The organism is Streptomyces sp. NBC_00012 (assembly GCF_045040875.1).
Lineage (GTDB): Bacteria > Actinomycetota > Actinomycetes > Streptomycetales > Streptomycetaceae > Streptomyces.
Genome location: NZ_CP108309.1, coordinates 6684715 through 6708564, shown reverse-complemented (window position 1 = coordinate 6708564; position 23850 = coordinate 6684715). Strand labels below are relative to the sequence as shown.

At 72.7% G+C, this 23850-nt stretch carries 21 protein-coding genes and 1 riboswitch; of the genes, 15 read left to right on the top strand and 6 right to left on the bottom strand.

All coding sequences use genetic code 11. The annotated features are described in order from the left end of the window. The first annotated feature begins 56 nt into the window (after window positions 1–56). On the top strand, window positions 57–947 hold the full coding sequence (locus OHA19_RS30710; protein ID WP_405711391.1) for a neutral zinc metallopeptidase: 891 nt from the start codon (window positions 57–59) through the stop codon (window positions 945–947). 139 nt (window positions 948–1086) lie between these two features. Continuing rightward, window positions 1087–1500, top strand: coding sequence for a VOC family protein (locus tag OHA19_RS30705; RefSeq protein ID WP_405711393.1), 414 nt, complete (start codon window positions 1087–1089; stop codon window positions 1498–1500). Window positions 1501–1542: 42 nt separating this feature from the next. On the opposite strand, the gene OHA19_RS30700 is transcribed toward OHA19_RS30705, so the two are convergent. The 3 genes from OHA19_RS30700 to OHA19_RS30690 form a co-directional block, all read right to left on the bottom strand. Then, the gene (locus OHA19_RS30700; protein WP_405721327.1) at window positions 1543–2853 is read right to left on the bottom strand and encodes a hypothetical protein; all 1311 of its coding nucleotides are present in this window, start codon (window positions 2851–2853) and stop codon (window positions 1543–1545) included. A gap of 184 nt (window positions 2854–3037) precedes the next feature. Beyond that, window positions 3038–4165, bottom strand: coding sequence for an alpha/beta hydrolase (locus OHA19_RS30695; protein ID WP_405711395.1), 1128 nt, complete (start codon window positions 4163–4165; stop codon window positions 3038–3040). Window positions 4166–4261: 96 nt separating this feature from the next. Beyond that, window positions 4262–4921 (bottom strand): class II aldolase/adducin family protein, encoded by a 660-nt coding sequence (locus tag OHA19_RS30690; RefSeq protein WP_405711397.1) that lies wholly within the window; start codon window positions 4919–4921, stop codon window positions 4262–4264. Between the two features lie 209 nt (window positions 4922–5130). Here OHA19_RS30690 and OHA19_RS30685 point away from each other — a divergent pair, with 209 nt between their 5' ends. From OHA19_RS30685 to OHA19_RS30655, 7 genes are all read left to right on the top strand, one after another. Further along, window positions 5131–6396 (top strand): anion permease, encoded by a 1266-nt coding sequence (locus OHA19_RS30685; RefSeq protein ID WP_405711399.1) that lies wholly within the window; start codon window positions 5131–5133, stop codon window positions 6394–6396. A gap of 22 nt (window positions 6397–6418) precedes the next feature. Continuing rightward, on the top strand, window positions 6419–6649 hold the full coding sequence (locus tag OHA19_RS30680) for a hypothetical protein (RefSeq protein WP_124718378.1): 231 nt from the start codon (window positions 6419–6421) through the stop codon (window positions 6647–6649). Window positions 6650–6800: 151 nt separating this feature from the next. After that, window positions 6801–6932: riboswitch (cobalamin riboswitch) on the top strand. 144 nt (window positions 6933–7076) lie between these two features. Further along, window positions 7077–8105, top strand: a complete 1029-nt coding sequence (locus OHA19_RS30675; protein WP_405711401.1) for a cobalamin biosynthesis protein — start codon at window positions 7077–7079, stop codon at window positions 8103–8105. Then, window positions 8102–9619 carry a cobyric acid synthase gene (locus OHA19_RS30670; RefSeq protein WP_405711403.1) on the top strand — a complete coding sequence of 506 codons (1518 nt, stop codon included), beginning with the start codon at window positions 8102–8104 and terminating at the stop codon, window positions 9617–9619. Before OHA19_RS30675 ends, OHA19_RS30670 begins: the two co-directional genes overlap by 4 nt. A gap of 58 nt (window positions 9620–9677) precedes the next feature. After that, complete coding sequence (locus tag OHA19_RS30665) at window positions 9678–11693, top strand: putative cobaltochelatase (protein ID WP_405711405.1); 2016 nt, start codon at window positions 9678–9680, stop codon at window positions 11691–11693. Beyond that, the gene (gene cobO, locus OHA19_RS30660; protein ID WP_266916730.1) at window positions 11693–12292 is read left to right on the top strand and encodes a cob(I)yrinic acid a,c-diamide adenosyltransferase; all 600 of its coding nucleotides are present in this window, start codon (window positions 11693–11695) and stop codon (window positions 12290–12292) included. The genes OHA19_RS30665 and cobO overlap by 1 nt, the downstream gene beginning before the upstream one ends. Window positions 12293–12302: 10 nt before the next feature. Further along, window positions 12303–13682: a cobyrinate a,c-diamide synthase gene (locus OHA19_RS30655; protein WP_405711407.1), complete on the top strand. Its 1380-nt coding sequence runs from the start codon at window positions 12303–12305 to the stop codon at window positions 13680–13682. An 84-nt stretch (window positions 13683–13766) separates the two neighbouring features. Here the strand turns inward: OHA19_RS30655 and OHA19_RS30650 are convergent, their stop codons facing one another. Further along, window positions 13767–14489 carry a ZIP family metal transporter gene (locus OHA19_RS30650; protein ID WP_405711409.1) on the bottom strand — a complete coding sequence of 241 codons (723 nt, stop codon included), beginning with the start codon at window positions 14487–14489 and terminating at the stop codon, window positions 13767–13769. An 80-nt stretch (window positions 14490–14569) separates the two neighbouring features. Between OHA19_RS30650 and cobC the strand changes: the two genes are divergently transcribed. After that, window positions 14570–16255, top strand: coding sequence for an Rv2231c family pyridoxal phosphate-dependent protein CobC (gene cobC / locus OHA19_RS30645; protein ID WP_405711411.1), 1686 nt, complete (start codon window positions 14570–14572; stop codon window positions 16253–16255). Window positions 16256–16421: 166 nt separating this feature from the next. Here the strand turns inward: cobC and OHA19_RS30640 are convergent, their stop codons facing one another. Further along, the gene (locus OHA19_RS30640) at window positions 16422–17528 is read right to left on the bottom strand and encodes an SCO1860 family LAETG-anchored protein (protein ID WP_405711413.1); all 1107 of its coding nucleotides are present in this window, start codon (window positions 17526–17528) and stop codon (window positions 16422–16424) included. Window positions 17529–17852: 324 nt separating this feature from the next. After that, window positions 17853–18929 (bottom strand): amidohydrolase family protein, encoded by a 1077-nt coding sequence (locus tag OHA19_RS30635; RefSeq protein WP_405721330.1) that lies wholly within the window; start codon window positions 18927–18929, stop codon window positions 17853–17855. A gap of 134 nt (window positions 18930–19063) precedes the next feature. On the opposite strand from OHA19_RS30635, the gene OHA19_RS30630 reads away from it, so the two are divergent. From OHA19_RS30630 to thpD, 5 genes are all read left to right on the top strand, one after another. Beyond that, window positions 19064–20170: a pyridoxal-phosphate-dependent aminotransferase family protein gene (locus tag OHA19_RS30630; protein ID WP_405711415.1), complete on the top strand. Its 1107-nt coding sequence runs from the start codon at window positions 19064–19066 to the stop codon at window positions 20168–20170. A gap of 404 nt (window positions 20171–20574) precedes the next feature. Beyond that, window positions 20575–21039 (top strand): diaminobutyrate acetyltransferase, encoded by a 465-nt coding sequence (gene ectA / locus OHA19_RS30625; RefSeq protein ID WP_405721332.1) that lies wholly within the window; start codon window positions 20575–20577, stop codon window positions 21037–21039. A gap of 110 nt (window positions 21040–21149) precedes the next feature. Then, a complete protein-coding gene (gene ectB / locus OHA19_RS30620) occupies window positions 21150–22418 on the top strand; it encodes a diaminobutyrate--2-oxoglutarate transaminase (RefSeq protein ID WP_405711416.1) in 1269 nt (422 codons plus the stop codon). A gap of 67 nt (window positions 22419–22485) precedes the next feature. After that, window positions 22486–22884, top strand: coding sequence for an ectoine synthase (locus OHA19_RS30615; protein ID WP_093539722.1), 399 nt, complete (start codon window positions 22486–22488; stop codon window positions 22882–22884). Between the two features lie 3 nt (window positions 22885–22887). Further along, window positions 22888–23781, top strand: coding sequence for an ectoine hydroxylase (gene thpD / locus OHA19_RS30610; RefSeq protein WP_405711419.1), 894 nt, complete (start codon window positions 22888–22890; stop codon window positions 23779–23781). The last annotated feature ends 69 nt before the right edge of the window (window positions 23782–23850 follow it).

The window sequence follows — 23850 nt, the reverse complement described above, 5'->3', positions numbered from 1 at the left end:
CGGCGAAGGCATGGAGGCGGTGGGAGCACCGCGGCCGGAGCGGAGGGTGGTGCCCCATGCAGTTCGACGACGACGCCGACCTGGACACGTCCGAGGTCCAGGATGTGCGCGGCAGCCGGATTCCGGGCGGCAGGGCCACCGTGGGCGGCGGAATCGCCGGTCTCGTCGCACTGATCCTGGGGCTGCTCTTCGGCGTCGGCCCCGAGCAGCTCGGCCTGTCGGACGGCGGTCCGGACACGGCGCCGACCGCGTCGACGGCGGCGCAGGTGCAACAGTCCTGCCGGACCGGGCAGGACGCGAACACCAGGGACGACTGCCGGACCGTGGCCGTGGTCAACAGCGTGCAGGACTTCTGGCGGCAGGAGTTCCAGCGGCGCCGGGGCACCTACACACCGTCGCGCACCGTCCTGTTCAGCGACCGCATCGGCACCGCGTGCGGCTCCGCCACCTCGGCGGTCGGGCCGTTCTACTGCCCGGGCGACCGGCAGGTCTACCTGGACCTGGGCTTCTTCGACGAGCTGCGGACGAAGTTCGGCTCCAGCGGCGGCCCGTTCGCCCAGGCCTATGTCGTCGCCCATGAGTACGGGCACCATGTGCAGGACCTGATGGGGACGCTGGAACGGTCCCAGGACGGCCGGACCGGCGCGAACAGCAACGCGGTCCGGGTGGAGCTCCAGGCGGACTGCTACGCCGGGGTCTGGGCGCATCACGCGACGACCACGCCGGACGAGTCGACCGGGCGGCCGCTGATCACCTCGCTGACGCAGGCGGACCTCCGGGACGGGCTCGACGCGGCGGCCGCGGTCGGCGACGACCGGATCCAGGAGAAGTTCCAGGGCCGGGTCACGCCGGAGTCCTGGACCCACGGCTCGGCCGCGCAGCGCCGGCAGTGGTTCACCACCGGCTTCCGCAGCGGCGACATGGCCGACTGCAACACCTTCCGCTGAGCCCCAAAGCCGTGCCGGACGGGAACCAAGCCGTGCCGTGCCGCGCAGGAGCCGTGCCGGGCCGTTGTCGGTGGCGGATGGAAGACTGAGACGCAGATCACAGAACAGGGTCACGGAAGTACGAAAAGGGGTGAGCGTCATGGCAGGCGCACCGGCCGGCGTTCCGACGATCTATCCGACGATTCTGTACGACGACGCGAGGGCCGCGATCAGGACCTTGACGGAGGGCCTCGGCTTCACCGAGGAAGCGGTGTACGAGGGCGAGGGCGGCCAGGTGCTCCATGCCGAGCTGTCCTGCGGCAACGGCAGGGTGATGCTGGGCTCCAAGGGCCGCGAGGGCGTCTTCGCCAAGGCGATGCAGGGCGCGGGCCCCGCCGGTGTCTACGTCGTGGTCGACGAGGTCGACGCGCACCACGCCAGGGCGGTGGCGTACGGGGTGGAGATCCTGATGCCGCCCACCGATCAGGACTACGGCTCGCGCGACTACACGGCGCGGGACGCCGAGGGCAATGTGTGGAGCTTCGGTACGTACGCACCGGGCTCGGCGGGCTGACGGCCGGACGGGCCCGGGGCAGGGCCTGTCCGGCGCGCGATGTCAGGCGCCGCCGGTGTGCACCTGGAACGCGGCCCGGCGCACCGCCTTGGCCAGCGCCGGGTCCGGGTGCGCGGCGGCCAGGGCCACCAGCACCTGCACGGTGCGCGGGTGGCCGACGGCCCGGACCTCGTCCAGCAGGGCCGGCACCGTGCCCTGGACGGCCGAGTCGAGATGGCGGACCAGCAGCCCGGCCTCGCCGTGGTCGGCGACGGCCGCCGCGGTGTCGACCCAGAGCCAGGTGGCCTCCTCCCGGCTGAGGACGTCCTGCGCGTCCTCGGGGTCGGTCCCGTCGTACTCGGCCAGCCAGAGCAGCGCGTAGGGGCGCAGCGAGGGATCGGCGGCGACGGAGCGCACCTCGGGCTCGGCCGGGGCGCCGACGACCCGGAGCGCCTCGAAGGCCAGCCCCCGCAGGAGCGCGTCCTCACCGCGGGCGACGGCAAGGAGTTCCGCGACGGCGCTGCCGACGGGGCGGGCGGCCAGCCAGGCCCGGTATTCGTCGCGGGCCGGGCCGGGGGTGAGCCGGGCGCAGCCGAGCAGCATGTCGGCGGCGGACTGCTCGATGTTCCCGGCCGGGCTCTGCGCCGCGACGCAGATCTGTTCCAGCTTGACCCAGACCGCCCAGTTGCCGAGCGGGGTGAGGGTGGCGTGGCCGGCGCCGAGGGTCAGTGCCCCGACGGCCGCCAGGCCTTCCAGGGCCCAGTCCAGCAGGAGCGCCACCAGGGCGGCGGGGTGCGCGGCGGGCGCGGTTTCGGCCGGTGCGGGCAGCGGCTGGGGGCCGTAGGGCACCTCGCAGCGCTCCTCGCGCAGTTCCGCGACGCGCTGGCCGAGCAGGTCCAGCAGAGCGGGCACGGTGACCGGGCCGGCCGAGAGCTGAAGAAGGGAGAGGACCTGTGGCACGGCTTCGACGGCCTCGGCGACCGCGGTGGACTCGATGTCCGCGGGCGCCGGGTGGACGAGCGACCAGGCGTCGAAGAGCGCCACCCAGCCGCGGAGCACGGCGGAGTCGTCGCGGTCCCAGGCGCGCAGCCGCCAGCCGGGGCGTGCGGTGTCGCCGTGCAGTTCGACGAGGCCGGCGAGCCTGGCCCGGTCCCAGCCGGAGCGCACCTGGGCCGGGGACAATTCCAGAGCTGTCGCGGCCCGTTGGAGTGCCTGGACAGCGAGCGGTGGTGCGCCGGGGATCGCGCCGTCGGCCGCCCAGCGGGCGATCCGTACGGCATCGGCGAGGGCCGTCCTGGCCTGCCGGGCCAGTTCCGACCGGGGCGGAGTGCCCTCCGGTGGGCGGGGCGCCGGCCTGGTGCGCCGGGTGGTCACGGCCTTGCGGGCGGTCGCAAGGGGTCGCGGGCGGACAAGTCGCAGCCTGGAGTCGCGCGGGTTACGGGACGTCACGGGGAGCAGTCTTGCTCCTGACGGCCCGAAAGCCCAAACGGAACCCGGATTACCGGTGGGGGCCGGTGGGGCGGGCCCCGGGACCAACCGGCCGATCCCCCTCATCAGGTCACATCAGGGGCGTGAGAAAGCGGCGCAGTGTCTCTTCGTAGTGGGCCGGATCGGCATTCCACATCGCCGCATGCGGAGCCTGCGGCACCGTGTGCAGGGCGATCAGCTCGGGGCGGCGGGCGGCGAGGTCGCGGGAGGGCTGCCAGGGGGCGAGCCGGTCGTCGGGCCCGTGGAAGATCAGGGTCGGGACATGCAGTGCCGGGGCGAGGGAGCCGTCCAGCAGCCGGGCGCCGTGCAGTCCGGTCTGCCCCTCGGCGGCGCGGACGGCAAGCGGCAGCAGGGCGGCCGGGACACCGCGGGCGACGGCCAGGGCGCGCAGCGTGGCGGCCCAGTCCAGCACCGGCGAGTCGAGGACGAGGCCGCAGATCCGGTCGCGCAGCGCGGAGTTGACGGCCGCGAGCAGCGCCATGGAGGCGCCGGTGGACCAGCCGTGCAGGACGACCTTCTCGGCTCCGTACCGCACGGCGAAGCGGATCGCGGCGTCCAGGTCGCGCCATTCGGATTCGCCGAGATGAGCGAGGCCGTCGGGGGACCTCGGGGCTCCGGCGTCGCCGCGGTAGGCCAGGTCGAGCACGGGCAGCCGCAGGCCGTGCAGGAACCTCATGACGTTCATGGGGTGTTCCCTGGTGGTGCCGATGCCGTGCACGGCGATGACCCAGGTGTCGCGGGGGCCGGGCACGAACCAGGCGGGCAGGGTGCCGAGTTCGCCGGGGATCTCGACGTCCCTGTGGTCCAGGCCGAGGGCCGAGAACGGGTCGCCGCTGTGCAACTGCGGGGTGACACGGACCTTCGCACCGGTCTCCAGGCTGCCGCGGTCGACGCGTTCCAGTCTGCGGACCACGGTGTCGGGGGCGTGGTGGGCGTGCTCGATCACCGGGCCGACCACGGCGTGGACGTCCTTGCCCGTCAGTCCGTATGTGCCGGGCCGCAGAGCGGTGAAGGAGCGGGTCAGGGTGACCTGCCCGGCCGCCGTGGCGTGCACGGTGAGTCTGCGGTCGGCGGGGAGGGGGCGTCCCGACGGCGCCCTGAGGGCGGCGTCGCTGGCGTACCGGCCGGCCGCGACCGCTGCCGCACCGACGCCGAGGATCGTGGTGACGGCTGCTGCCGTGACTGTTGCCGGGCGCACCGCTTCAGTGTCGTGGCGGGTGCGTGACCCTGCCAGCGGACGGGGCCGTCCGGTGGACCGCGACGCCCGGTGGACCGGGCACGGGACAGCCCTGGGTCAGCCCGGTTGTCCGTATCCCTTCAGCGCCTCCTGGACGTCGTGCAGCTGCTCCGGGGAGAGCAGGTTCGGGCTGCGTCCGGGGACGGAGCTCGCGGCGAGCCAGAGCCGACAGAGCCATTCCAGCTGGGCGGTCCTGTCGTACGCCTGGTCCAGGGTGGATCCGTAGGTGACGGTTCCGTGGTTCTGGAGCAGGCAGCCGGTGCGGTCGCGCAGGGCGGCGAGCATGTTCACGGCCAGTTCCTCGGTGCCGTAGCGCGCGTAGGGGGCGACACGGACGAGGCCGCCCAGCATGGCGGCGGCGTAGTGGACCGACGGGACCTCGGAAACCAATGTGGAGACGGCGGTGGCGTGCACCGCGTGGGTATGCACGACGGCGGCCGCGTCGGTGTTCCGGTAGACCGCGAGGTGAAGCGGGAGTTCGCTGGTCGGGGCGAGTTCGCCGAGTACCCGGTTGCCCTCCGGATCGACACCGACGGCGTCCTTCGGGCCCAGCCGGTCGTACGGCACTCCGCTCGGCGTGACCAGGATGGTGTCGCCGACCCGTGCCGAGACGTTTCCCGAGGTCCCGACGACGAGGCCCTCGGCCGCCGTACGCCGGGCGGTGGCGACGACACCGTCCCAGGCCCGTCCGATCGCGTCCTGCTGCTGATCGCTCATGCGCCGATCCTGTCAGCCGCGGAAGCGAACGGGTATGCGATCGACCACAGCCGCGCCCCGCGGAAAAGCCGGGCCACACCTACGCGGGGCGTAAGCGGAATGCTTCGGCTCCGGTTTGGAACACCACAACGCCCTGCCCAGTTCATCTTCCGTTCACCCAGGTTGCCTACGGTCCACATGCCAATGACGTCGAACGATTGCCTGGGTAAATGGAACACATCACGCTGCTACTCGCGATTGTGATCGTGACAGCTCTAGTGTTCGATTTCACGAACGGTTTCCACGACACCGCGAACGCGATGGCGACCACCATCTCGACCGGTGCACTCAGACCGAAGACAGCGGTGGCCATGTCCGCCGTTCTCAATCTCGTCGGCGCTTTCCTGTCGGTGGAGGTCGCCAAGACGATCTCCGGCGGGATCATCAACGAGGACGGGCTGCGAACAGAAGTCATCTTCGCGGCACTCGTCGGCGCCATTCTGTGGAATCTGCTGACCTGGCTGGTCGGACTGCCGTCCAGCTCCTCGCACGCCCTGTTCGGCGGTCTGATCGGCGCGGCAGTGATGTCGGCGGGCTGGTCGTCCGTCAACGGCGGCACCGTCGTCACCAAGGTGCTGCTCCCCGCCCTCGCCGCCCCGATCGTCGCCGGTCTGGCCGCGCTGCTGGCCACCAGGCTGACGTACCGGATCGGCGGCAAGGTCCGCAACGACGCCCAGGAGAAGGCCACCGCCAAGGGCTACCGGGCCGGCCAGATCGCCTCGGCCGGACTGGTCTCGCTCGCCCACGGCACCAACGACGCGCAGAAGACCATGGGCATCATCACCCTGGCCCTGGTCACCGGCGGCGTCCTGCACCCGGGCGCCAACCCGCCGGTCTGGGTCATCGTCTGCGCCGGTACGGCCATCGCGCTCGGCACCTACCTGGGCGGCTGGCGCATCATCCGCACCATGGGCAGCGGCCTCACCGACCTCAGGCCGCCGCAGGGCTTCGCCGCCCAGACCAGCGCCGCCACGGTCATCCTGGCCTCCTCGCACCTCGGCTTCTCGCTCTCCACCACCCAGTCCTGCTCCGGCGCCGTGATGGGCGCGGGCCTCGGCCGGCAGGGCGGTGTGGTCCGCTGGTCCACCGCCACCCGGATGTTCGTCGCCTGGGGTCTGACCCTGCCGGCCGCCGGTCTGGTCGGCGCGGGCGCGGAGCTCCTGACCAAGCAGGGCACCTGGGGTGTCGTCGTCGTCGCGGCGCTGCTGGTCGTGGGCTCCGGTGCCATCTGGCTGGTGTCCCGCCGCAAGCCGGTCGGCCACGGCGACGTCGCCCCGTCGGAAGGCGACGCCGAGCCCGCGGGCGTCGTCACCACGGCCATCGCCGCCGTCAGCCCGCCGCCCACCGTGGCCGCGGCGCCGTCCCAGAACCTCATGACCACCATTCCGGCCCCGGCCGGAACCACCCAGGACCCGGCGCGACCCGCCACCGTCTGAACCGGCCGTCTAAGGATTCAGCATGAACATCGACTGGGCAGCCCTCGGCTCCGTATTCGGCGTCTCCCTCGTCGTCACCGTCGCGCTGGTGGGCCTCTTCACCCTGGGCATCGTCGGCCTCTCCAAGCAGCCGGAACCGGCGGCGCAGGGCGGCTCCGGCGGCTCGCTGCTGCTGGCCCGCGCCGGCGCGTACGTCTGCTTCGGGCTGTGCGCGGCGGCCGTCGCGTACGGGATCTATCTGATCGTCGCCTGAGCCACTCCCGCGCACGCTCCCCCGTCGGGCCGGACACCACAGGTGTCCGGCCCGATGTGGGTCTCAGCACACTGCGCCGCCGCAGGTCAACGGCAGGTTGACGGGCGTTCGCAGAGCGTGGTGGACTGCCGGAGCCAATTACGGCGACAGCAGAGGAAGCCGGTGCGAATCCGGCGCGGTCCCGCCACTGTCACCGGGGAGCGGTCCCCCACACCGGAAGTCACGGCTCGCGCGAGCGGGCTGGAAGGCCGGGGAAACCGCGGATCCGGGAGCCAGGAGACTCTCGTCGCCGGTCACGTCGAACCAGGGCGCGGACCCTGAGTGAGGACATATCGCCATGCCCGGCTGCCCTGCGTCCGCTTTTCCGGCGCTCTCGACGAGAGCCTCCTGCACAAAGGTCCGCCGAGGCGCGACGGCCGGCTGATCCGTGCGAGCCGACCGCATCTTCGCGTACGGCGCCACGGCCGGTCTGATCGGCGATCTGCTGCTCGGTGACCCCCGCAGGGGACATCCGGTCGCCGCCTTCGGGCGGGCCGCGGCGGGCGTCGAGCGCCGTCTGTGGCGCGATCACCGCGGCTGGGGCGCGCTGCACACCCTCGTCTGCGCCGGAGGCGCCGCGGGCGGTGCCGCGCTGCTCACCCGTGCCGTGCACCGCAGCCCCGCCGCCTCCGTGGCGCTGACCGCTGCCGCCACCTGGTCCGTCGTCGGCGGTACGTCCCTGGGGCGCGAGGCACGGGCCATCGGCGGTGCCCTGGCCGCCGGTGACATCGAGCTGGCCCGTGAGCGGCTGCCACACCTGTGCGGGCGCGACCCGCACTCCCTGGACGGACCGCAGATCGCCCGCGCCGTGGTGGAGTCCGTGGCGGAGAACACCTCGGACGCCGTGGTCGGCGCCCTGGTGTGGGGTGCGCTGGCCGGGGTCCCCGGGCTGGCCGGTTTCCGGGCCGCCAACACCCTCGACGCCATGGTCGGGCACCGCTCGCCCCGGCATCTGCGCTACGGCTGGGCCTCGGCCCGCCTCGACGACCTCGCGGGCTGGCCGGGCGCCCGGCTCACGGCCCTGCTCGCCGTGGCCGCCGGGGGGCGGCCACGTGGAGCGGTCCGCGCCTGGCGGGCCGATGCCGCCAAGCACCCGAGCCCCAACGCGGGCCCGGTGGAGGCCTCGTTCGCGGGTGCGCTCGGCGTACGGCTCGGCGGAACCCTCGCGTACGGCGGCCGGGTCGAACACCGCCCGGTGCTCAACGGGGAGACGGGCCGGGCCGTGGAGAGCGCGGACATCGAGCGCGCGGTGCGGCTGTCGCGCCGGGTGAGTGCGCTGGCGCTGGGCGTCTGCGTGGCGGGGCGGCTCGGTGCGGCCCTCGCAGCGCGGCGGATCGCGGGGCGCCGGGGCACCGGAACCGACGTGACGGGACGTCGCCCCGCAGGACCTCGCATCACAGGACGGAGCAACGCATGAGCGGCGGGCTGCTGGTCGCCGGAACGACCTCCGACGCGGGCAAGAGCGTCGTCACGGCGGGGATCTGCCGCTGGCTCGTGCGCCGGGGCGTGAAGGTGGCGCCCTTCAAGGCGCAGAACATGTCGCTCAACTCGTTCGTCACCCGCGCGGGCGCCGAGATCGGGCGCGCCCAGGCCATGCAGGCCCAGGCCGCCCGCGTCGAGCCGACGGCACTGATGAATCCGGTCCTGCTCAAGCCCGGCAGCGACCGCTCCAGCCAGGTCGTCCTGATGGGGAAGCCGGTCGGCGAGATGAGCGCGCGCGGCTACCACGGAGGCAGGCAGGAATCGCTGTTCTCCACGGTCGTGGACTGCCTGGAGCAGCTCCGGAGCACCTACGACGCGGTGATCTGCGAGGGGGCGGGCAGCCCGGCCGAGATCAATCTGCGGCGCACGGACATCGTGAACATGGGCATCGCGCGGGCGGCGCGCTTCCCGGTGGTGGTCGTCGGCGACATCGACCGCGGTGGCGTCTTCGCCTCGTTCTTCGGTACGACGGCGCTGCTCGCCGAGGAGGACCAGTCGCTGATCGCCGGTTATCTCGTCAACAAGTTCCGCGGCGACGTGTCGCTGCTGGAGCCGGGCCTGGAGATGCTGCGGGACCTCACCGGCCGGCCGACGTACGGAGTGCTGCCCTTCGCCCACGGCCTCGGCATCGACGAGGAGGACGGGCTGCGGGTCTCGCTGCGCGGGGCGGTGCGCGAGTCGGTCGTCGCGCCGCCCCACGGCGAGGACGTGCTGCGCGTCGCGGTGTGCGCGGTGCCGCTGATGTCGAACTTCACCGATGTGGACGCGCTGGCCGCCGAGCCCGGCGTCGTCGTCAGGTTCGTGGACCGCGCCGAGGAGCTGTCCGACGCCGACCTGGTCGTGGTGCCGGGCACCCGCGGGACCGTGAAGGCGCTGGCCTGGCTGCGCGAGCGCGGCCTCGCCGACGCGCTGGTGCGGCGCGCGGCCGAGGGCCGGCCGGTCCTCGGCATCTGCGGCGGTTTCCAGATCCTCGGCGAGCAGATCGAGGACGAGGTCGAGTCGCGGGCCGGGCAGGTGGAGGGTCTCGGCCTCCTCCCCGTACGCATCCGCTTCGACCGGGAGAAGACCCTGGCCCGGCCGGTAGGCCAGGCGCTCGGCGCGCCGGTCGAGGGGTACGAGATCCATCACGGCGTGGCGGACGTGCGCGGCGGAGAGCCGTTCCTCGACGGCTGCCGGGTCGGCGCCGTGTGGGGCACCCACTGGCACGGCTCGCTGGAGAGCGACGAATTCCGCCGCCGCTTCCTGACCGAGGTCGCGCGCGGCGCGGGCCGGCGTTTCGTCCCCGCTCCGGACACCTGTTTCGCGGCGCTGCGCGAGGAGCAGCTCGACCGCCTCGGCGATCTCGTCGAGGAACACGCGGACACCGATGCGTTGCTGCGGCTCATCGAGTCGGGCGCGCCGTCGGGGCTTCCCTTCATCGCCCCCGGAGCACCGGGAGGGCGCCGGTGAACGGCGCGGGCCGAGGCCGCCTTTTTCATGACCATTCATTCACAGGAGGGATCGCCCCGTGAGCACGCATTTCCCGTTCACCGCCGTCGTCGGGCAGCAGGACCTGCAACTCGCCCTGCTTCTCAACTCCGTAGCGCCGAACATCGGCGGCGTCCTCGTGCGCGGGGAGAAGGGCACCGCGAAGAGCACCGCCGTGCGCGCGCTCTCGGCGTTGCTGCCGGGGGTGGACGTCGTCCCCGGGTGCCGTTTCTCCTGCGCCCCCGAGTCGCCCGACCCGGCGTGTCCGGACGGCCCGCACGAAGCCGGGACCGGCGTGTCGCGGGACGCCCGCATGGTGGAGCTGCCGGTCGGCGCGTCCGAGGACCGGCTCGTCGGGGCGCTCGACATCGAGCGCGCGCTGGCGGAGGGCGTGAAGGCGTTCGAGCCGGGCCTGCTCGCCGACGCGCATCGCGGGATCCTCTACGTCGACGAGGTCAATCTGCTCCACGACCACCTCGTGGACCTCCTGCTGGACGCGGCCGCGATGGGTGCCTCGTACGTGGAGCGCGAAGGCGTCTCCGTACGGCATGCGGCGCGTTTCCTGCTCGTCGGGACGATGAACCCCGAGGAGGGCGAGCTGCGGCCGCAGTTGCTCGACCGTTTCGGGCTGACCGTCGAGGTCGCCGCGTCCCGGGAGACCGATCAGCGGGTCGAGGTGGTGCGGCGACGGCTCGCGTACGACGACGAACCGGCGGCCTTCGCCGCCAAGTGGGCCGACGAGGAGGACGCGTTGCGGGCGAGGATCGTCGCCGCGCGCGCCCTGCTGCCCGAAGTGCGGCTCGACGACGCGGCGTTGCGGCAGATCGCCGCCACCTGCGCCGCCTTCGAGGTCGACGGGATGCGCGCGGACATCGTGATGGCGCGGACGGCCACCGCGCTGGCCGCCTGGGCGGGACGTACGGAGGTGCTCGCCGAGGACGTACGGCAGGCGGCCCTGCTCGCGCTCCCCCACCGGCGCCGGCGCAATCCGTTCGACGCGCCGGGCCTCGACGAGGACAAGCTCGACGACACACTGGAGCAGAACGGCGGCGAGGACGAGGACCCGGACCCGGACGGCCCCGGTGGCGGCCGCCCCCCGCAGGGCGACGGACCCGACACTCCGCCGGGCCCCGGTGGCGAGGCCGGCGACGCGCCCGCGCCGTCCGTACCCGAGCAGGGTCAGGGTCAAGGGCAGGGGCAGTCCGCCGGGAGCGGTGACCGGCGGCCGGTGGGCGCCGCCGAGCCGTTCCGCACGAAGATGCTGAGCGTTCCCGGTCTGGGCGAGGGCGCGGCGGGGCGCCGCTCCCGGGCCCGTACCGAGCACGGGCGTACGACCGGCGCGCGGCGTCCGCAGGGCGCCCTGACCAAGCTGCACCTGGCGGCGACCGTGCAGGCCGCCGCCCCGCACCAGCGGACGCGGGGACGCTCCGGGCGCGGACTGGTGGTCCGGCGGGACGATCTGCGGCAGGCGGTCCGGGAGGGGCGCGAGGGGAACCTCGTGCTCTTCGTGGTGGACGCCTCCGGGTCGATGGCTGCCCGGCAGCGGATGGCCGCGGTGAAGGGTGCGGTCCTCTCGCTGCTGCTGGACGCGTACCAGCGGCGGGACAAGGTCGGGCTGGTCACCTTCCGGGGCAGGGACGCCGAGGTGGCGCTGCCGCCGACGTCGTCGGTGGACGCCGCGGCGGCACGGCTGGAGCTGCTGCCGACCGGTGGGCGTACCCCGCTCGCGGCCGGGCTGCTCAAGGCCCACGAGGTGCTGCGGGTGGAGCGGCTGCGCGATCCGTCGCGGCGGCCGCTGCTGGTCGTGGTGACCGACGGGCGGGCGACCGGGGGGCCCGATCCGGTGGCGCTGGCGTCCCGGGCGGCGCGGCTGCACGAGGCGCAGGGCGTGGCGTCCGTCGTCGTGGACTGCGAGTCGGGGCCGGTGCGGCTCGGCCTCGCGGGAAGCCTCGCCCGCGATCTCGGGGGCAGTGCCGTCACGCTCGAAGAGCTGCGGGCCGACTCGATCGCCGGGCTCGTCAAGGACGTTCAGGAAACCAACAGGAGGGCCGCGTAATGCCGCAGGGACAGCCGACCACCGTGCCCGACGACGGGCTCACGACCCGTCAGCGCCGAAATCGTCCGCTGCTGATGGTGCACACCGGCATCGGCAAGGGGAAGTCGACGGCGGCCTTCGGGCTCGCGCTGCGCGCCTGGAATCAGGGGTGGCCGATCGGCGTCTTCCAGTTCGTCAAGTCGGCGAAGTGGAAGGTCGGCGAGGAGAACGCGCTGAAGGTCCTCGGAGCCAGCGGCGAGGGCGGGTCCGTCGTCTGGAACAAGATGGGCGAGGGCTGGTCGTGGGTGCAGCGCGACGGCCAGATGGACAACGAGGAGGCGGCGCGCGAGGGCTGGGAGCAGGTCAAGCGCGACCTGGCCGCCGAGACGTACCGGCTGTACGTCCTCGACGAGTTCGCGTACCCGATGCACTGGGGGTGGGTCGACACCGACGAGGTGATCGAGGTGCTGCGCGACCGCCCCGGTGCGCAGCACGTGGTCATCACCGGGCGCAACGCGCCGCAGAAGCTGCTGGACGCCGCCGATCTGGTGACCGAGATGTCGAAGGTCAAGCACCCGATGGATGCCGGTCAGAAGGGCCAGCGGGGCATCGAATGGTGAGGGAACGGCAGTGAACACTCCTCGTCTGGTGATCGCCGCGCCCTCGTCGGGGAGCGGCAAGACCACCGTCGCCACGGGGCTGATGGCGGCCTTCGCGGGGCGCGGCCTCGCCGTGTCCCCGCACAAGGTCGGGCCCGACTACATCGACCCCGGCTACCACACGCTGGCCACGGGCCGGCCGGGGCGCAACCTCGACGCGTACATGTGCGGTCCCGACCGGGTCGCCCCGCTGTTCGCGCACGGGGCGCTGGGGTGCGACCTGGCGGTGGTCGAGGGCGTGATGGGGCTGTACGACGGTGCGTCGGGGCAGGGCGAGCTGGCGTCGACCGCCCAGGTCGCGAAGCTGTTGCGGGCGCCCGTGGTGCTGGTCGTCGACGCGTCGTCGCAGTCGCGTTCGGTGGCCGCGCTGGTGCACGGTTTCGCCTCGTGGGATCCGCAGGTGCGGCTCGGCGGGGTGATCCTGAACAAGGTCGGCTCCCCGCGGCACGAGGCGCTGCTGCGGGACGCGCTGGACGAGTCCGGTCTGCCGGTGCTGGGGGTGCTCCACCGGGCCGATCAGGTGGCCGTGCCGTCGCGTCATCTGGGTCTGGTGCCGGTGGCCGAGCGGCGGGGCGACGCGGTGGGCGCGGTCGAGGCGATGCGGGAGCAGGTGGTGGCGGGGTGCGATCTGGAGGCGCTGATGGCGCTGGCCCGCTCCGCGCCCGAGCTTCCGGGTGAGGTGTGGGACGCGGCGGAGACGATCGACGGCTGCGGCGGGCCCGTCGCCCTGCCCGCTCCCGCCGGTGGCCGGTCCCCGGTCGTCGCGGTGGCTTCCGGCGCCGCGTTCACCTTCTCGTACGCCGAGCACACCGAGCTGCTCACCGCCGCCGGGGCCGAGGTCGTGCCGTTCGACCCGTTGCGGGACGAGGCGCTGCCGAAGGGCACCCGGGGGCTGGTCGTGGGCGGGGGCTTCCCGGAGGTGTACGCGGGTGAGCTGTCCGCCAACGCGGCGCTGCGCGAGGCCGTGGCCGGGCTGGCGGAGTCCGGGGCTCCGGTGTCCGCCGAATGCGCCGGGCTGCTGTATCTGGCGCGTTCGCTCGACGGGCTGCCGATGTGCGGGGTCCTCGACGCCGAGGCGCGGATGTCGAAGCGGCTGACGCTCGGCTACCGGGAGGCCGTGGCGGTCTCCGACAGCGTGCTGGCGGCCCCCGGCACCCGGGTGCGCGGGCACGAGTTCCACCGCACCGTGCTGGAGCCGGGTGCCGGGGCCGATCCGGCGTGGGGCATGCACCAGCCGGAGCGGCGGGTCGAGGGGTACGTGTGGCGGGGCGTGCACGCGAGCTATCTGCATACGCACTGGGCCTCGGCACCCGGCATGGCCCGCCGGTTCGTCGAGCGGTGTGCGGAGTGAGCCGGTGCGCGGAATGAGCCGGGGCCCGGTGCGGGCAGGCGGACGGGGCGGGCGGCGGTGAGGCGGCCGGGTGCGGTCCGGCTCTCAGCCCGCGATGCCCACCACGAGCCAGATGAAGCCCACCCCGGCCACGGTGCACAGCAGTGTGGAACGGGCCGGGTGCCGGTGGTGTGCCTCGGGGAGGATCTCGGCGGCGGCAAGGTAGAGCAGCGCGCCGCCGAAGAAGCCGAGATAGCAGCCGAGGAGTTCCGCCGGAAGGGTGAACAGGAGCGTCGTCGCGGCTCCCACGATCGGCGCCAGCGCGTCCGCGAACAGCATGATCAGGGCCTTGCGGCGGGCGTTCCCGTACAGGCTGGTGATCGTGTACGTGTTGAAGCCGTCGGCGAAGTCGTGCGTGATGACGGCGAGCGCGACGGCGGCTCCCATGCCCGCGCCCACCTGGAAGGCCGCGCCGAGTGCGACGCCGTCCATCAGGCTGTGGCCGACCATCGCCGCCGCCGCCGTGAGCCCGACCTGGGGCACCCGCTCCTCGCCCGCGCCGTGTGCCGCCTGGCGTACCGCGAGCAGCCGCTCCACGAGGTGGGCGACGAGGAAGCCGCCGACGAACAGCAGCAGGGCGGCCGGGACGCCGAAGACGGGTTCGCCCGCGGCCTCGATCGCCTCCGGCAGCAGGTCCAGGCCGACCACTCCGAGCATCAGTCCGCCGGCGAAGCCGAGCACCAGGTGACGGCGGTCGGTGACGCGCTGGGCGACCCAGCCGCCTGCCAGGGTCATCAGGAACGCGCCGAGCGCGACGAACACCGCCATGCGCTCTTGCTAGCCGATCGACCCCGGTGCGCGCATCTCAGCGCGCCCCCGTTCCCGCACTCCTCGTGAAAGGCCGCTCCATGTCCGAAGCCGACGTGCCCGCCGCGTCGCTCGCCGTCGGGGTCGGCGCGTCCAGGGGCGCACCGGTCGACGAGATCCTCGGGCTGGTCCGGGACACCCTGCGCGAGGCCGGACTCTCGCCCCTGAGCATCGCGGAGTTGGTGACCGTGGACGCCAAGGCGGACGAGCCGGGCATCGTCGCCGCGGCCGCGGCGCTCGGCGTCCCGCTGCGGACTTACCCGGCCGGGGAGTTGGCCCGGATCGAGGTGCCCGGCCCGTCCGGCGCACCGCTCTCCGCCGTCGGGACGCCGTCGGTCGCGGAGGCCGCCGCGCTCGCGGCGGGGGGTGAGCTCCTGGTGCCCAAGCGGAAGTCGGCCCCGCGGGGGCGGGCGCCGATGGCGACCTGTGCGGTGGTGCGACGCGGTCCGCCCGGACGGGCGGGCGACGCCCTCCCCGCACCGGACGTACCTCCCGGTCCCGGCCGTTGCGTGAAGCCCGGTGCCGGGCGCATAGTCGTTCTGCCGTACTCAGAGGATCGACCGGGACGGCCGCGGCAGCCGGCCCCCGTCCCCACGACGACGGCCATCACCACCATCACCCCCACGGCGGTCATGCACACTCCCATCGAAAGACCCGACGCGACAGGCGCGGGCGCGCACGATCTGCGGCACCACGGTGACGCGGAAGTACGGGGACGGGACCGGGATCTGACCGATCTCGCCGTCAACGTACGGGCCGGCACTCCCCCGGCCTGGCTGAGGGAGCGGATAGCCGGGTCGCTGGGCTCGCTCGCCGCCTACCCGGACGGCCGGCCGGCCCGGGCTGCGGTCGCGGACCGGCACGGGCTGCCGGTGGAACGGGTGCTGCTGACGGCGGGCGCGGCGGAGGCGTTCGTGCTGATCGCGCGGGCGCTGCCGGTCCGCCGCCCGGTCGTGGTCCATCCGCAGTTCACCGAGCCGGAGGCGGCGCTGCGCGCGGCCGGGCACGAGGTGGGGCGGGTGCTGCTGCGGGCCGAGGACGGGTTCCGGCTGGACCCGTCGGCGGTGCCCGAGGACGCGGATCTGGTGGTGGTGGGCAATCCGACCAACCCCACATCGGTGCTGCATCCGGCGGCGACGGTGGAGCAACTGGCACGTCCCGGCCGGACGCTGGTGGTCGACGAGGCGTTCATGGACGCGGTGCCGGGCGAGCGCGAGACCCTCTGCGGGCGTACGGACGTCCCGGGGCTGGTCGTACTGCGGAGCCTCACCAAGACCTGGGGGCTCGCGGGCCTGCGGATCGGTTATGTGCTGGCGGAGCCCAGGACGATCCGCGCGCTGGAGGAGACCCAGCCGCTGTGGCCGGTGTCGGCCCCGGCGCTGACTGCTGCCGAGGCGTGCATGGAGCCGCGGGCCCTGGCCGAGGCGGCTGCCGCCGCGGAGCGGATCGCGGTGGACCGGGCCCATCTGGTGGCGGGGCTCAGGGAGTTCACCGAGGTGCGGGTGGCGGAGCCGGCCGAGGCGCCGTTCGTCCTGGTGCGGCTCGAGCGGGCCGCCGAGGTGCGGGAGCGGTTGCGGATGCTGGGGTTCGCCGCGCGGCGAGGAGATACGTTTCCCGGACTCGGTCCTGAGTGGCTGCGGCTGGCGGTGCGCGACCGCGTCACGACCAACCGTTTCCTCCAGGCGTTCGACCAGGCACTGCAGACGCTGGGCGCGGCCGTGCGCTGACGGCCCGCCGCCCGCACTCCGTCGCGCGCCCGCGGAGAGCGGCGCACCGGGAAGCACGCCCAGCGCAAGCTCCCGCACTCCGTCGCGCGCCCGCGGGGAGCGGCGTCCCGTCACACGTACGCCGCTCCCCGCTCCTCTCCCGCCGCCCTCGGGCGGTCGGGAGGGGTCAGCCCTGAGCGCGCCGCCTGGCCACGACCACCGCCCCGGCGCCGGCCGCCAGCAGTACGGCCGCGCCGCCCGCGATGTACGGAGTTGCAGAGCCGCTGCCCGTCTCCGCGAGGTTCGAGTCGACGGCCGGTTCGTTGCCGGTGCCGGTGCCTGTCTGAGGCTTCACTCCCCCGCTGTTGCCACCGCCGTCGCTGTTGCCGCCGCTTCCGCTGCTGCCGCCGTCACCGGATCCGCCGCTCGAACCACCGTTGCTCGAACCACTGTTGCTCGACCCTCCACCGCTCGTACCGCCGTTGCTCGAACCACCGTCGGTCGACCCACCGTTGCTGGACCCGCCATTGCTCGACCCGCCGTTGCTCGACCCGCCGTTGTCGCCGCCGCCCGGTCCGGTCGCCTTCGGCGTCTGGCAGGTCGCCTCGGCGAGCGTGATCTCGCCGCGCACATCGGCGACGTTCAGCTTGAGCGGGTTGACGGAGACCTTCAGCTGCAACGCGGTCGCCGCGGCGGTGCGCGAGGTGGTGTGCGTCTTCGAGAGGTCGAGGGTCACCTCACCGACGGCCGGGACCGCGACCCGGGTGGTGCCGCCCGCGGTGAGGTCGATGCGCTTGCCGAGGACCGACACGTGTCCCAGCACGTTCGACTCGGCAACCGGCTTCCTGCCCACCTCGCAGACCGCCTTGGACGTGACCTTCTCCACCTCGATCAGCGGGAGCAGCGGCAGTCCGGGAACGTGGACCCGGGCCTTCGCCACATTGCTGTAGCCCTCGGCCCGGTGTTTGTCGACGGTCGCGTTCGCGGTGGCCACATCGGCGGCGAGCACGCTGACCGGCCGGCCGCCCTCCACGCCGTCGAGCCGCACGCTGAGCGCGGTCTCCTTGGCGTCGGCGGGTGCCTGCACCGCGTTGAGCGTGGCCCTGAGCGGCACGTCGATCGTCTTGTTCAGGAGCGAGACGTCGAGTGCGGTACGGAGCACGACCGCGCTCGCCTTCCCGCCACCGGTGGTCGTGGTGGCCGCGGTGGCGGCCTGCGCCGGGGCGGTGACCAGCAGGGCGACGGGAGCGGCGGCGACCGCCAGGGCGGCCAGGCGGAAGGTGTTGCTGTTCAAAGTGGTGGAACCCCCACAAGAGACATGGAGCCACCGGTGCCGTCCAATGGGGGACATCGAGAGCTCCGGTGGCCTCGACCCCGAAAGCTTTACGCACGGAGGGTGAACCGGCGGGCACCTGACGTGAGTTCACCCCAAAGGGGTGTTTCCGTGCCTGTATTCGAATATCTCGGCACGTTCGTTCCTGCGGCTCACCCGATCCGCTGAGCGCGCACCGCACCGGAGCCCACTGCGCCGGGGTACGCGCAAAGGTGTTTCAACGACAGGGCAGGGATTCGGTAACCGCCCGTCAACATGGCGCACCCCGCCGCTGGGCCGCCGGACTCAGCCGATCACCCGCCCGTTCAGCACCACCCGCCGCGGCGCCGCGAGCACCCGTACGTCCGCCCGCGGATCCTCGTCGTACACCACCAGGTCCGCCGGGGCGCCCTCCTCCAGCACCGGCCGCCCCAGCCACTGCCGGGCGCCCCAGGTCGTCGCGGAAAGCGCGTCCAGGGCCGGGATGCCCGCCTTCACCAGCTCGGCGACCTCGTCCGCCACCAGCCCATGGGCGAGCACACCGCCCGCGTCGGTGCCGACGAAGACCGGGACCCCGGCGTCGTACGCCGCGCGCACCGTGTCGTAGCGCCGTTCGTGCAGCCGCCGCATATGGGCCGACCAGCGGGGGAACTTGGCCTCGCCGCCCGCCGCGAGCGAGGGGAAGGTGGCGATGTTGACCAGGGTGGGGACGATCGCCACCCCGCGCTCGGCGAAGAGCGGAACGGTGTCCTCGGTGAGCCCGGTGGCGTGCTCGATGCAGTCGATCCCGGCCTCGACGAGATCGCGCAGCGAGTCCTCGGCGAAGCAGTGCGCGGTGACCCGGGCGCCGAGCCGGTGCGCCTCGGCGATGGCCGCTCCGACCGCCTCACGCGGCCACAGGGCCGTCAGATCGCCCACTTCCCGGTCGATCCAGTCGCCGACCAGCTTCACCCAGCCGTCGCCGCGGCGCGCCTCCTGAGCGACGTACGCGACCAGTTCGTCGGGCTCGATCTCATGGGCGTAGTTCCGGGTGTACCTGCGGGGCCTGGCGATGTGCCGGCCGGCCCTGATGATCTTCGGCAGGTCCTCCCGGTCGTCGATCCACCGGGTGTCGGCCGGCGACCCCGCGTCCCGCAGCAGCAGCGCACCCGCCTCCCGGTCGGCGAGGGCCTGCTTCTCGCTGGTCGCCGCGTCCACGGCGCCGTGGTGGTCGAGCCCGACGTGGCAGTGGGCGTCCACCAGGCCCGGCAACACCCAGCCGGTAACGGTCACCGCCCCGTCCGCGCCGGCCGGCCGGCCGTACGAGATCCGTCCGCCGACCACCCAGAGCTCGTCCCGGACGTCGTCGGGGCCGACGAGCACCCGCCCCTTCACGTGCAGCACCTGCGATGCCTTGTGATCACTCATGGGCAGCACTGTACGAGGCGGCGCGCGGGGCCCTCGGTACGCTTCGACGGAAGCACCGCCCGTACGCGACACCGCGCACCGAGCCGATCCGACCCGAAGAGAGCACCACCGTGACGCACCCCTTCCTCGACCTCGCCCCGCTCACCGCCGCGCACTTCGCGGCCATCGAGAAGCGGGTGGCTCGCCTCCTCGCCACCGAGCAGGACGTCGTCATCATGCAGGGCGAGGCGCTGCTCCCCCTCGAAGGCTGCATCCGGGGCGGCGCCCGGCCCGGCTCGACCGCGCTCAACGTCGTCACCGGGCCGTACGGGCAGACCTTCGGGAACTGGCTGCGGGACTGCGGCGCCAACGTGGTCGATCTCGCGGTTCCCTTCCACACGGCGGTCACCGCCGACCAGGTCGCGCGGGCGCTGGCCGATCACCCGGAGATCGACTTCGTCTCCCTGGTCCACGCGGAGGCCGCGACCGGCAACACCAACCCGGTCGCCGAGATCGGTGAGGTGGTCCGTTCGCACGGGGCGCTGTTCATGCTGGACGCCGTCGCCTCGGTGGGTGCCGAGCCGCTGCTGCCGGACGTGTGGGGGGTCGACCTCTGCGTGATCGGCGCGCAGAAGGCGATGGGCGGCCCGGCCGGGGTGTCGGCGGTGTCGGTGAGCGGGCGCGCCTGGGAGCGGATCGCCGCCAACCCCGAGGCCCCGCGCCGCTCCTACCTCTCGCTGCTGGACTGGAAGGAGCGCTGGATCGACGGCGGCCGCAAGGCCCTGCTGCACGCCCCCGCCCAGCTGGAGATGCTGGCGCTGGAAGCCTGTGTGGAGCGCATCGAGACCGAGGGCCTGGACGCGCTGATGGCCCGTCACGCCGCGGCCGCCGCAGCGACGCGCGCGGGTGCCGTGGCGCTCGGGGGTGGCCTCTCGCCGTACGTGCACGAGGCCGCGAAGGCGGCGCCGGTCGCGACGACGCTGCGCGCCCCCGAAGGGGTCGACGCGGCCGAGCTGGTCGCACGGGCGCTCGCGGCCGACCCCTCGCTGCCGCTGATCGCGGGCGGGGGTGCGCTGTCCAAGGAGATGATCCGGGTCAATCACTACGGTGTGGATGCGACGCGGGGCGCGGTGCGGTCCTCGCTCGCGGCTCTGGGGGCGGCGCTGGCCGATGCGGGCCGGCAGGTCGACTTCGAAGCTGCCCGCAAGGCCGTTTCGGAAACCTGGCCGAGCGAATAAATCCGGGCCGGGAGCCAATATTCACCGAATGCGGGGAGCTGCTTTATTCAGAGCAGCTCCCCGCATTCTTCTGCCCGGTTTCCCGGACCCTAAACACTCGAGTTTCCAGAGGCTCCGAGCGAGTCCGAACCACACAATTCCGTTGCGTCGCCCGAGAGTTACAACCATGTGACCTACTCCACAGCGCGACCGTTATGCCGGATAAATAGCACCCAAAGCAGAGTAAAACGAAGCCCGTTCGCGCCGGGGCACGCGCCCGCGTGATAACACAGCGGACCATCTCACCCAACCCCTCGCGTCGATGCAATTTGGAAATTTGCTGGGTAAATTCAATTTGCATGACCGCCGCACCAGCAGATTTTGCAAGTGCCCGAAACGAATTCATCACCATCGACACCCCACGAGTGGAGGACGGGGCCGCGATCTGGCGCATCGCCCGCGACTCCGAGGTCCTGGACCTCAACTCCTCGTACAGCTACCTGCTGTGGTGCCGTGACTTCACGGCGACCTCCGTGGTCGCCCGGGGCGAGACCGGCGAGCCCGTCGCCTTCGTGACCGGGTACCTCCGGCCGGACCGTCCCGGAACGCTCGTCGTCTGGCAGGTGGCCGTCGACCACGCCCACCGCGGGGCGGGGCTCGCCGGGAAGCTGCTGGACGCGCTGACCTCCCGGGTCGCCGCCGGACAGGGCCTGGCCTCGGTCGAGACGACCATCACCCCGGACAACACCGCGTCGGACCGGCTGTTCACCTCCTACGCGCAGCGCCACGACGTGGCCCTGGACCGCGAGGTGCTCTTCGACGGCGGGCTGTTCCCCGAGGGAGACCACTTGCCCGAAGTCCTGTACCGCATCGGCCCGTTCCACGCCTGAGCCGTCCGGCTGCCACCCCCGTACGTCCGGCCCCGGACCGGCGGGGCGCCGCCACGCCCGAGCACCCCCGCACCGCCGACCCCACCCCCCTCTCGAGCAGGAGATCCCCTGTGACCATCACCCCGCCCGCGCTGAGTGTCTTCGAGACCCTGGAGTCGGAGGTACGGAGCTACTGCCGCGGCTGGCCCGCCGTGTTCGACCGTGCGCAGGGCGCCCGGCTGACCGACGAGGACGGTCACAGCTACCTCGACTTCTTCGCCGGCGCGGGGTCGCTCAACTACGGTCACAACAACCCGGTGCTGAAACGCGCGCTGATCGACTACATCGAGCGCGACGGCATCACCCACGGCCTGGACATGGCCACCACGGCCAAGCGGACCTTCCTGGAGTCCTTCCAGAACAACGTGCTGCGCCCGCGCGACCTCCCGTACAAGGTGATGTTCCCCGGGCCGACGGGCACCAACGCGGTCGAGGCGGCGCTCAAGCTGGCCCGCAAGGTGAAGGGCCGCGAGTCCATCGTGTCCTTCACCAACGCCTTCCACGGCATGTCGCTCGGCTCGCTCGCCGTCACGGGCAACGCCTTCAAGCGGGCCGGCGCCGGCATCCCGCTCGTGCACGGCACCCCGATGCCGTTCGACAACTATCTCGACGGCAAGGTGCCCGACTTCCTCTGGTTCGAACGGCTCCTGGAGGACCAGGGCTCCGGGCTCAACAAGCCCGCCGCCGTGATCGTCGAGACGGTGCAGGGCGAGGGCGGCATCAATGTGGCGCGCCCCGAGTGGCTGCGGGCGCTGGCCGACCTGTGCCACCGCCGCGACATGCTTCTGATCGTCGACGACATCCAGATGGGCTGCGGGCGCACGGGTTCGTTCTTCTCGTTCGAGGAGGCCGGCATCGTCCCCGACATCGTGACCCTGTCGAAGTCCATCAGCGGCTACGGACTGCCCATGTCCCTCTGCCTGTTCAACCCGGAACTGGACATCTGGGGGCCGGGCGAGCACAACGGCACCTTCCGCGGCAACAACCCGGCGTTCGTCACGGCCGCCGCCGCGCTGGACGCCTACTGGGCGGACGGCCAGATGGAGAAGCAGACCCTGGTCCGGGGTGAGCAGATCGAGCAGGCGCTGCTCTCGATCTGCGACGAGCACTCCGCCCTCGGCGCGCGGTACCGGGGCCGAGGCCTGGTCTGGGGCCTGGAGTTCACGGACGAGGCACGTGCCGCCGCGATCTGCGCCCGCGCCTTCGAGCTGGGCCTGCTGGTGGAGACCTCCGGCCCGCGCAGCGAGGTCGTGAAGCTGCTGCCGCCGCTGATCGTCACCCCCGACGAGCTGGACGAGGGCCTGCGCACACTGGCCCGCGCGGTCCGCGACACCGTCTGATTCCGGACCCGCCGCGGCGCGGGTCCGACGAGAAGCACCACCGCAGAGAGAAAGGTACCGACCCACCGTGATCGTCCGATCGTTCAGTGACATCGAGAACACCGACCGGCATGTGAAGGCCGCTTCCGGCACCTGGGAGAGCAAGCGCATCGTGCTCGCGCAGGAGAAGGTGGGCTTCTCCCTCCACGAGACCACGATGTACGCGGGCACCGAGACGTCGATGTGGTACGCGAACCACATCGAGGCCGTCCTGTGCGTCGAGGGCGAGGCCGAACTCACCAACGACGAGACCGGCGAGAAGCACTGGATCACCCCCGGCACGATGTATCTGCTGAACGGCCATGAACACCACACCATGCGGCCGAAGACCGACTTCCGCTGCGTCTGCGTCTTCAACCCGCCGGTCACCGGGCGGGAGGAGCACGACGAGAACGGTGTCTACCCGCTGCTGACCGAGGAGGGCTGAACCATGACCACCGCTGGACGCACCGATCTCTACCCCACGCGCGGCACAGCCGAGATGACCACCCCCCGCCAGGACCCGGTGATCTGGTCCCCGCCCGGCGCCCCCGGCCCGGTGGCCGTGCAGGACCTCCAGGGCTTCGAGCGCGACGGCTTCCTCACCGTCGACCAGCTGATCACCCCCGACGAGGTCGCCGGGTACCACGCCGAACTGGACCGGCTGATCGCCGATCCGGCGGTGCGGGCCGACGAGCGCTCGATCATCGAGCCGAAGTCGCAGAAGGTGCGGTCGGTCTTCGAGGTCCACCGGATCAGCGAGGTCTTCGCCCGACTGGTCGCCGACGAGCGGGTGGTGGGCCGGGCCCGGCAGATCCTCGGTTCGGACGTGTACGTCCACCAGTCCCGGATCAACGTCAAGCCGGGCTTCGGCGCCTCGGGGTTCTACTGGCACTCGGACTTCGAGACCTGGCACGCCGAGGACGGGCTGCCGAACATGCGGGCGGTGTCCGTGTCGATCGCGCTGACCGAGAACCACGACACCAACGGCGGGCTGATGATCATGCCCGGTTCGCACAAGTCGTTCCTCGGCTGCGCGGGCGAGACGCCCAGGGACAACTACAAGAAGTCACTGAAGATGCAGGACGCCGGAACCCCGTCCGACGAGGCCCTGACGAAGATGGCCGACCGGCACGGCATCAAGCTCTTCACGGGCAAGGCGGGTGCGGCCACCTGGTTCGACTGCAACTGCATGCACGGCTCGGGCGACAACATCACCCCGTACCCGCGCAGCAACGTCTTCATCGTCTTCAACAGTGTGGAGAACGCCGCCGAGGAGCCGTTCGCGGCACCGGCGCGGCGCCCGGAGTTCATCGGCGCGAGGGACTTCACCCCGGTGCGGTGAGGTGACCCGCCGGGAGGGGCGTCATCCGCGCCGACGCCCCTCCCGCTCCTCCCGCGCCGAAATCGCTGG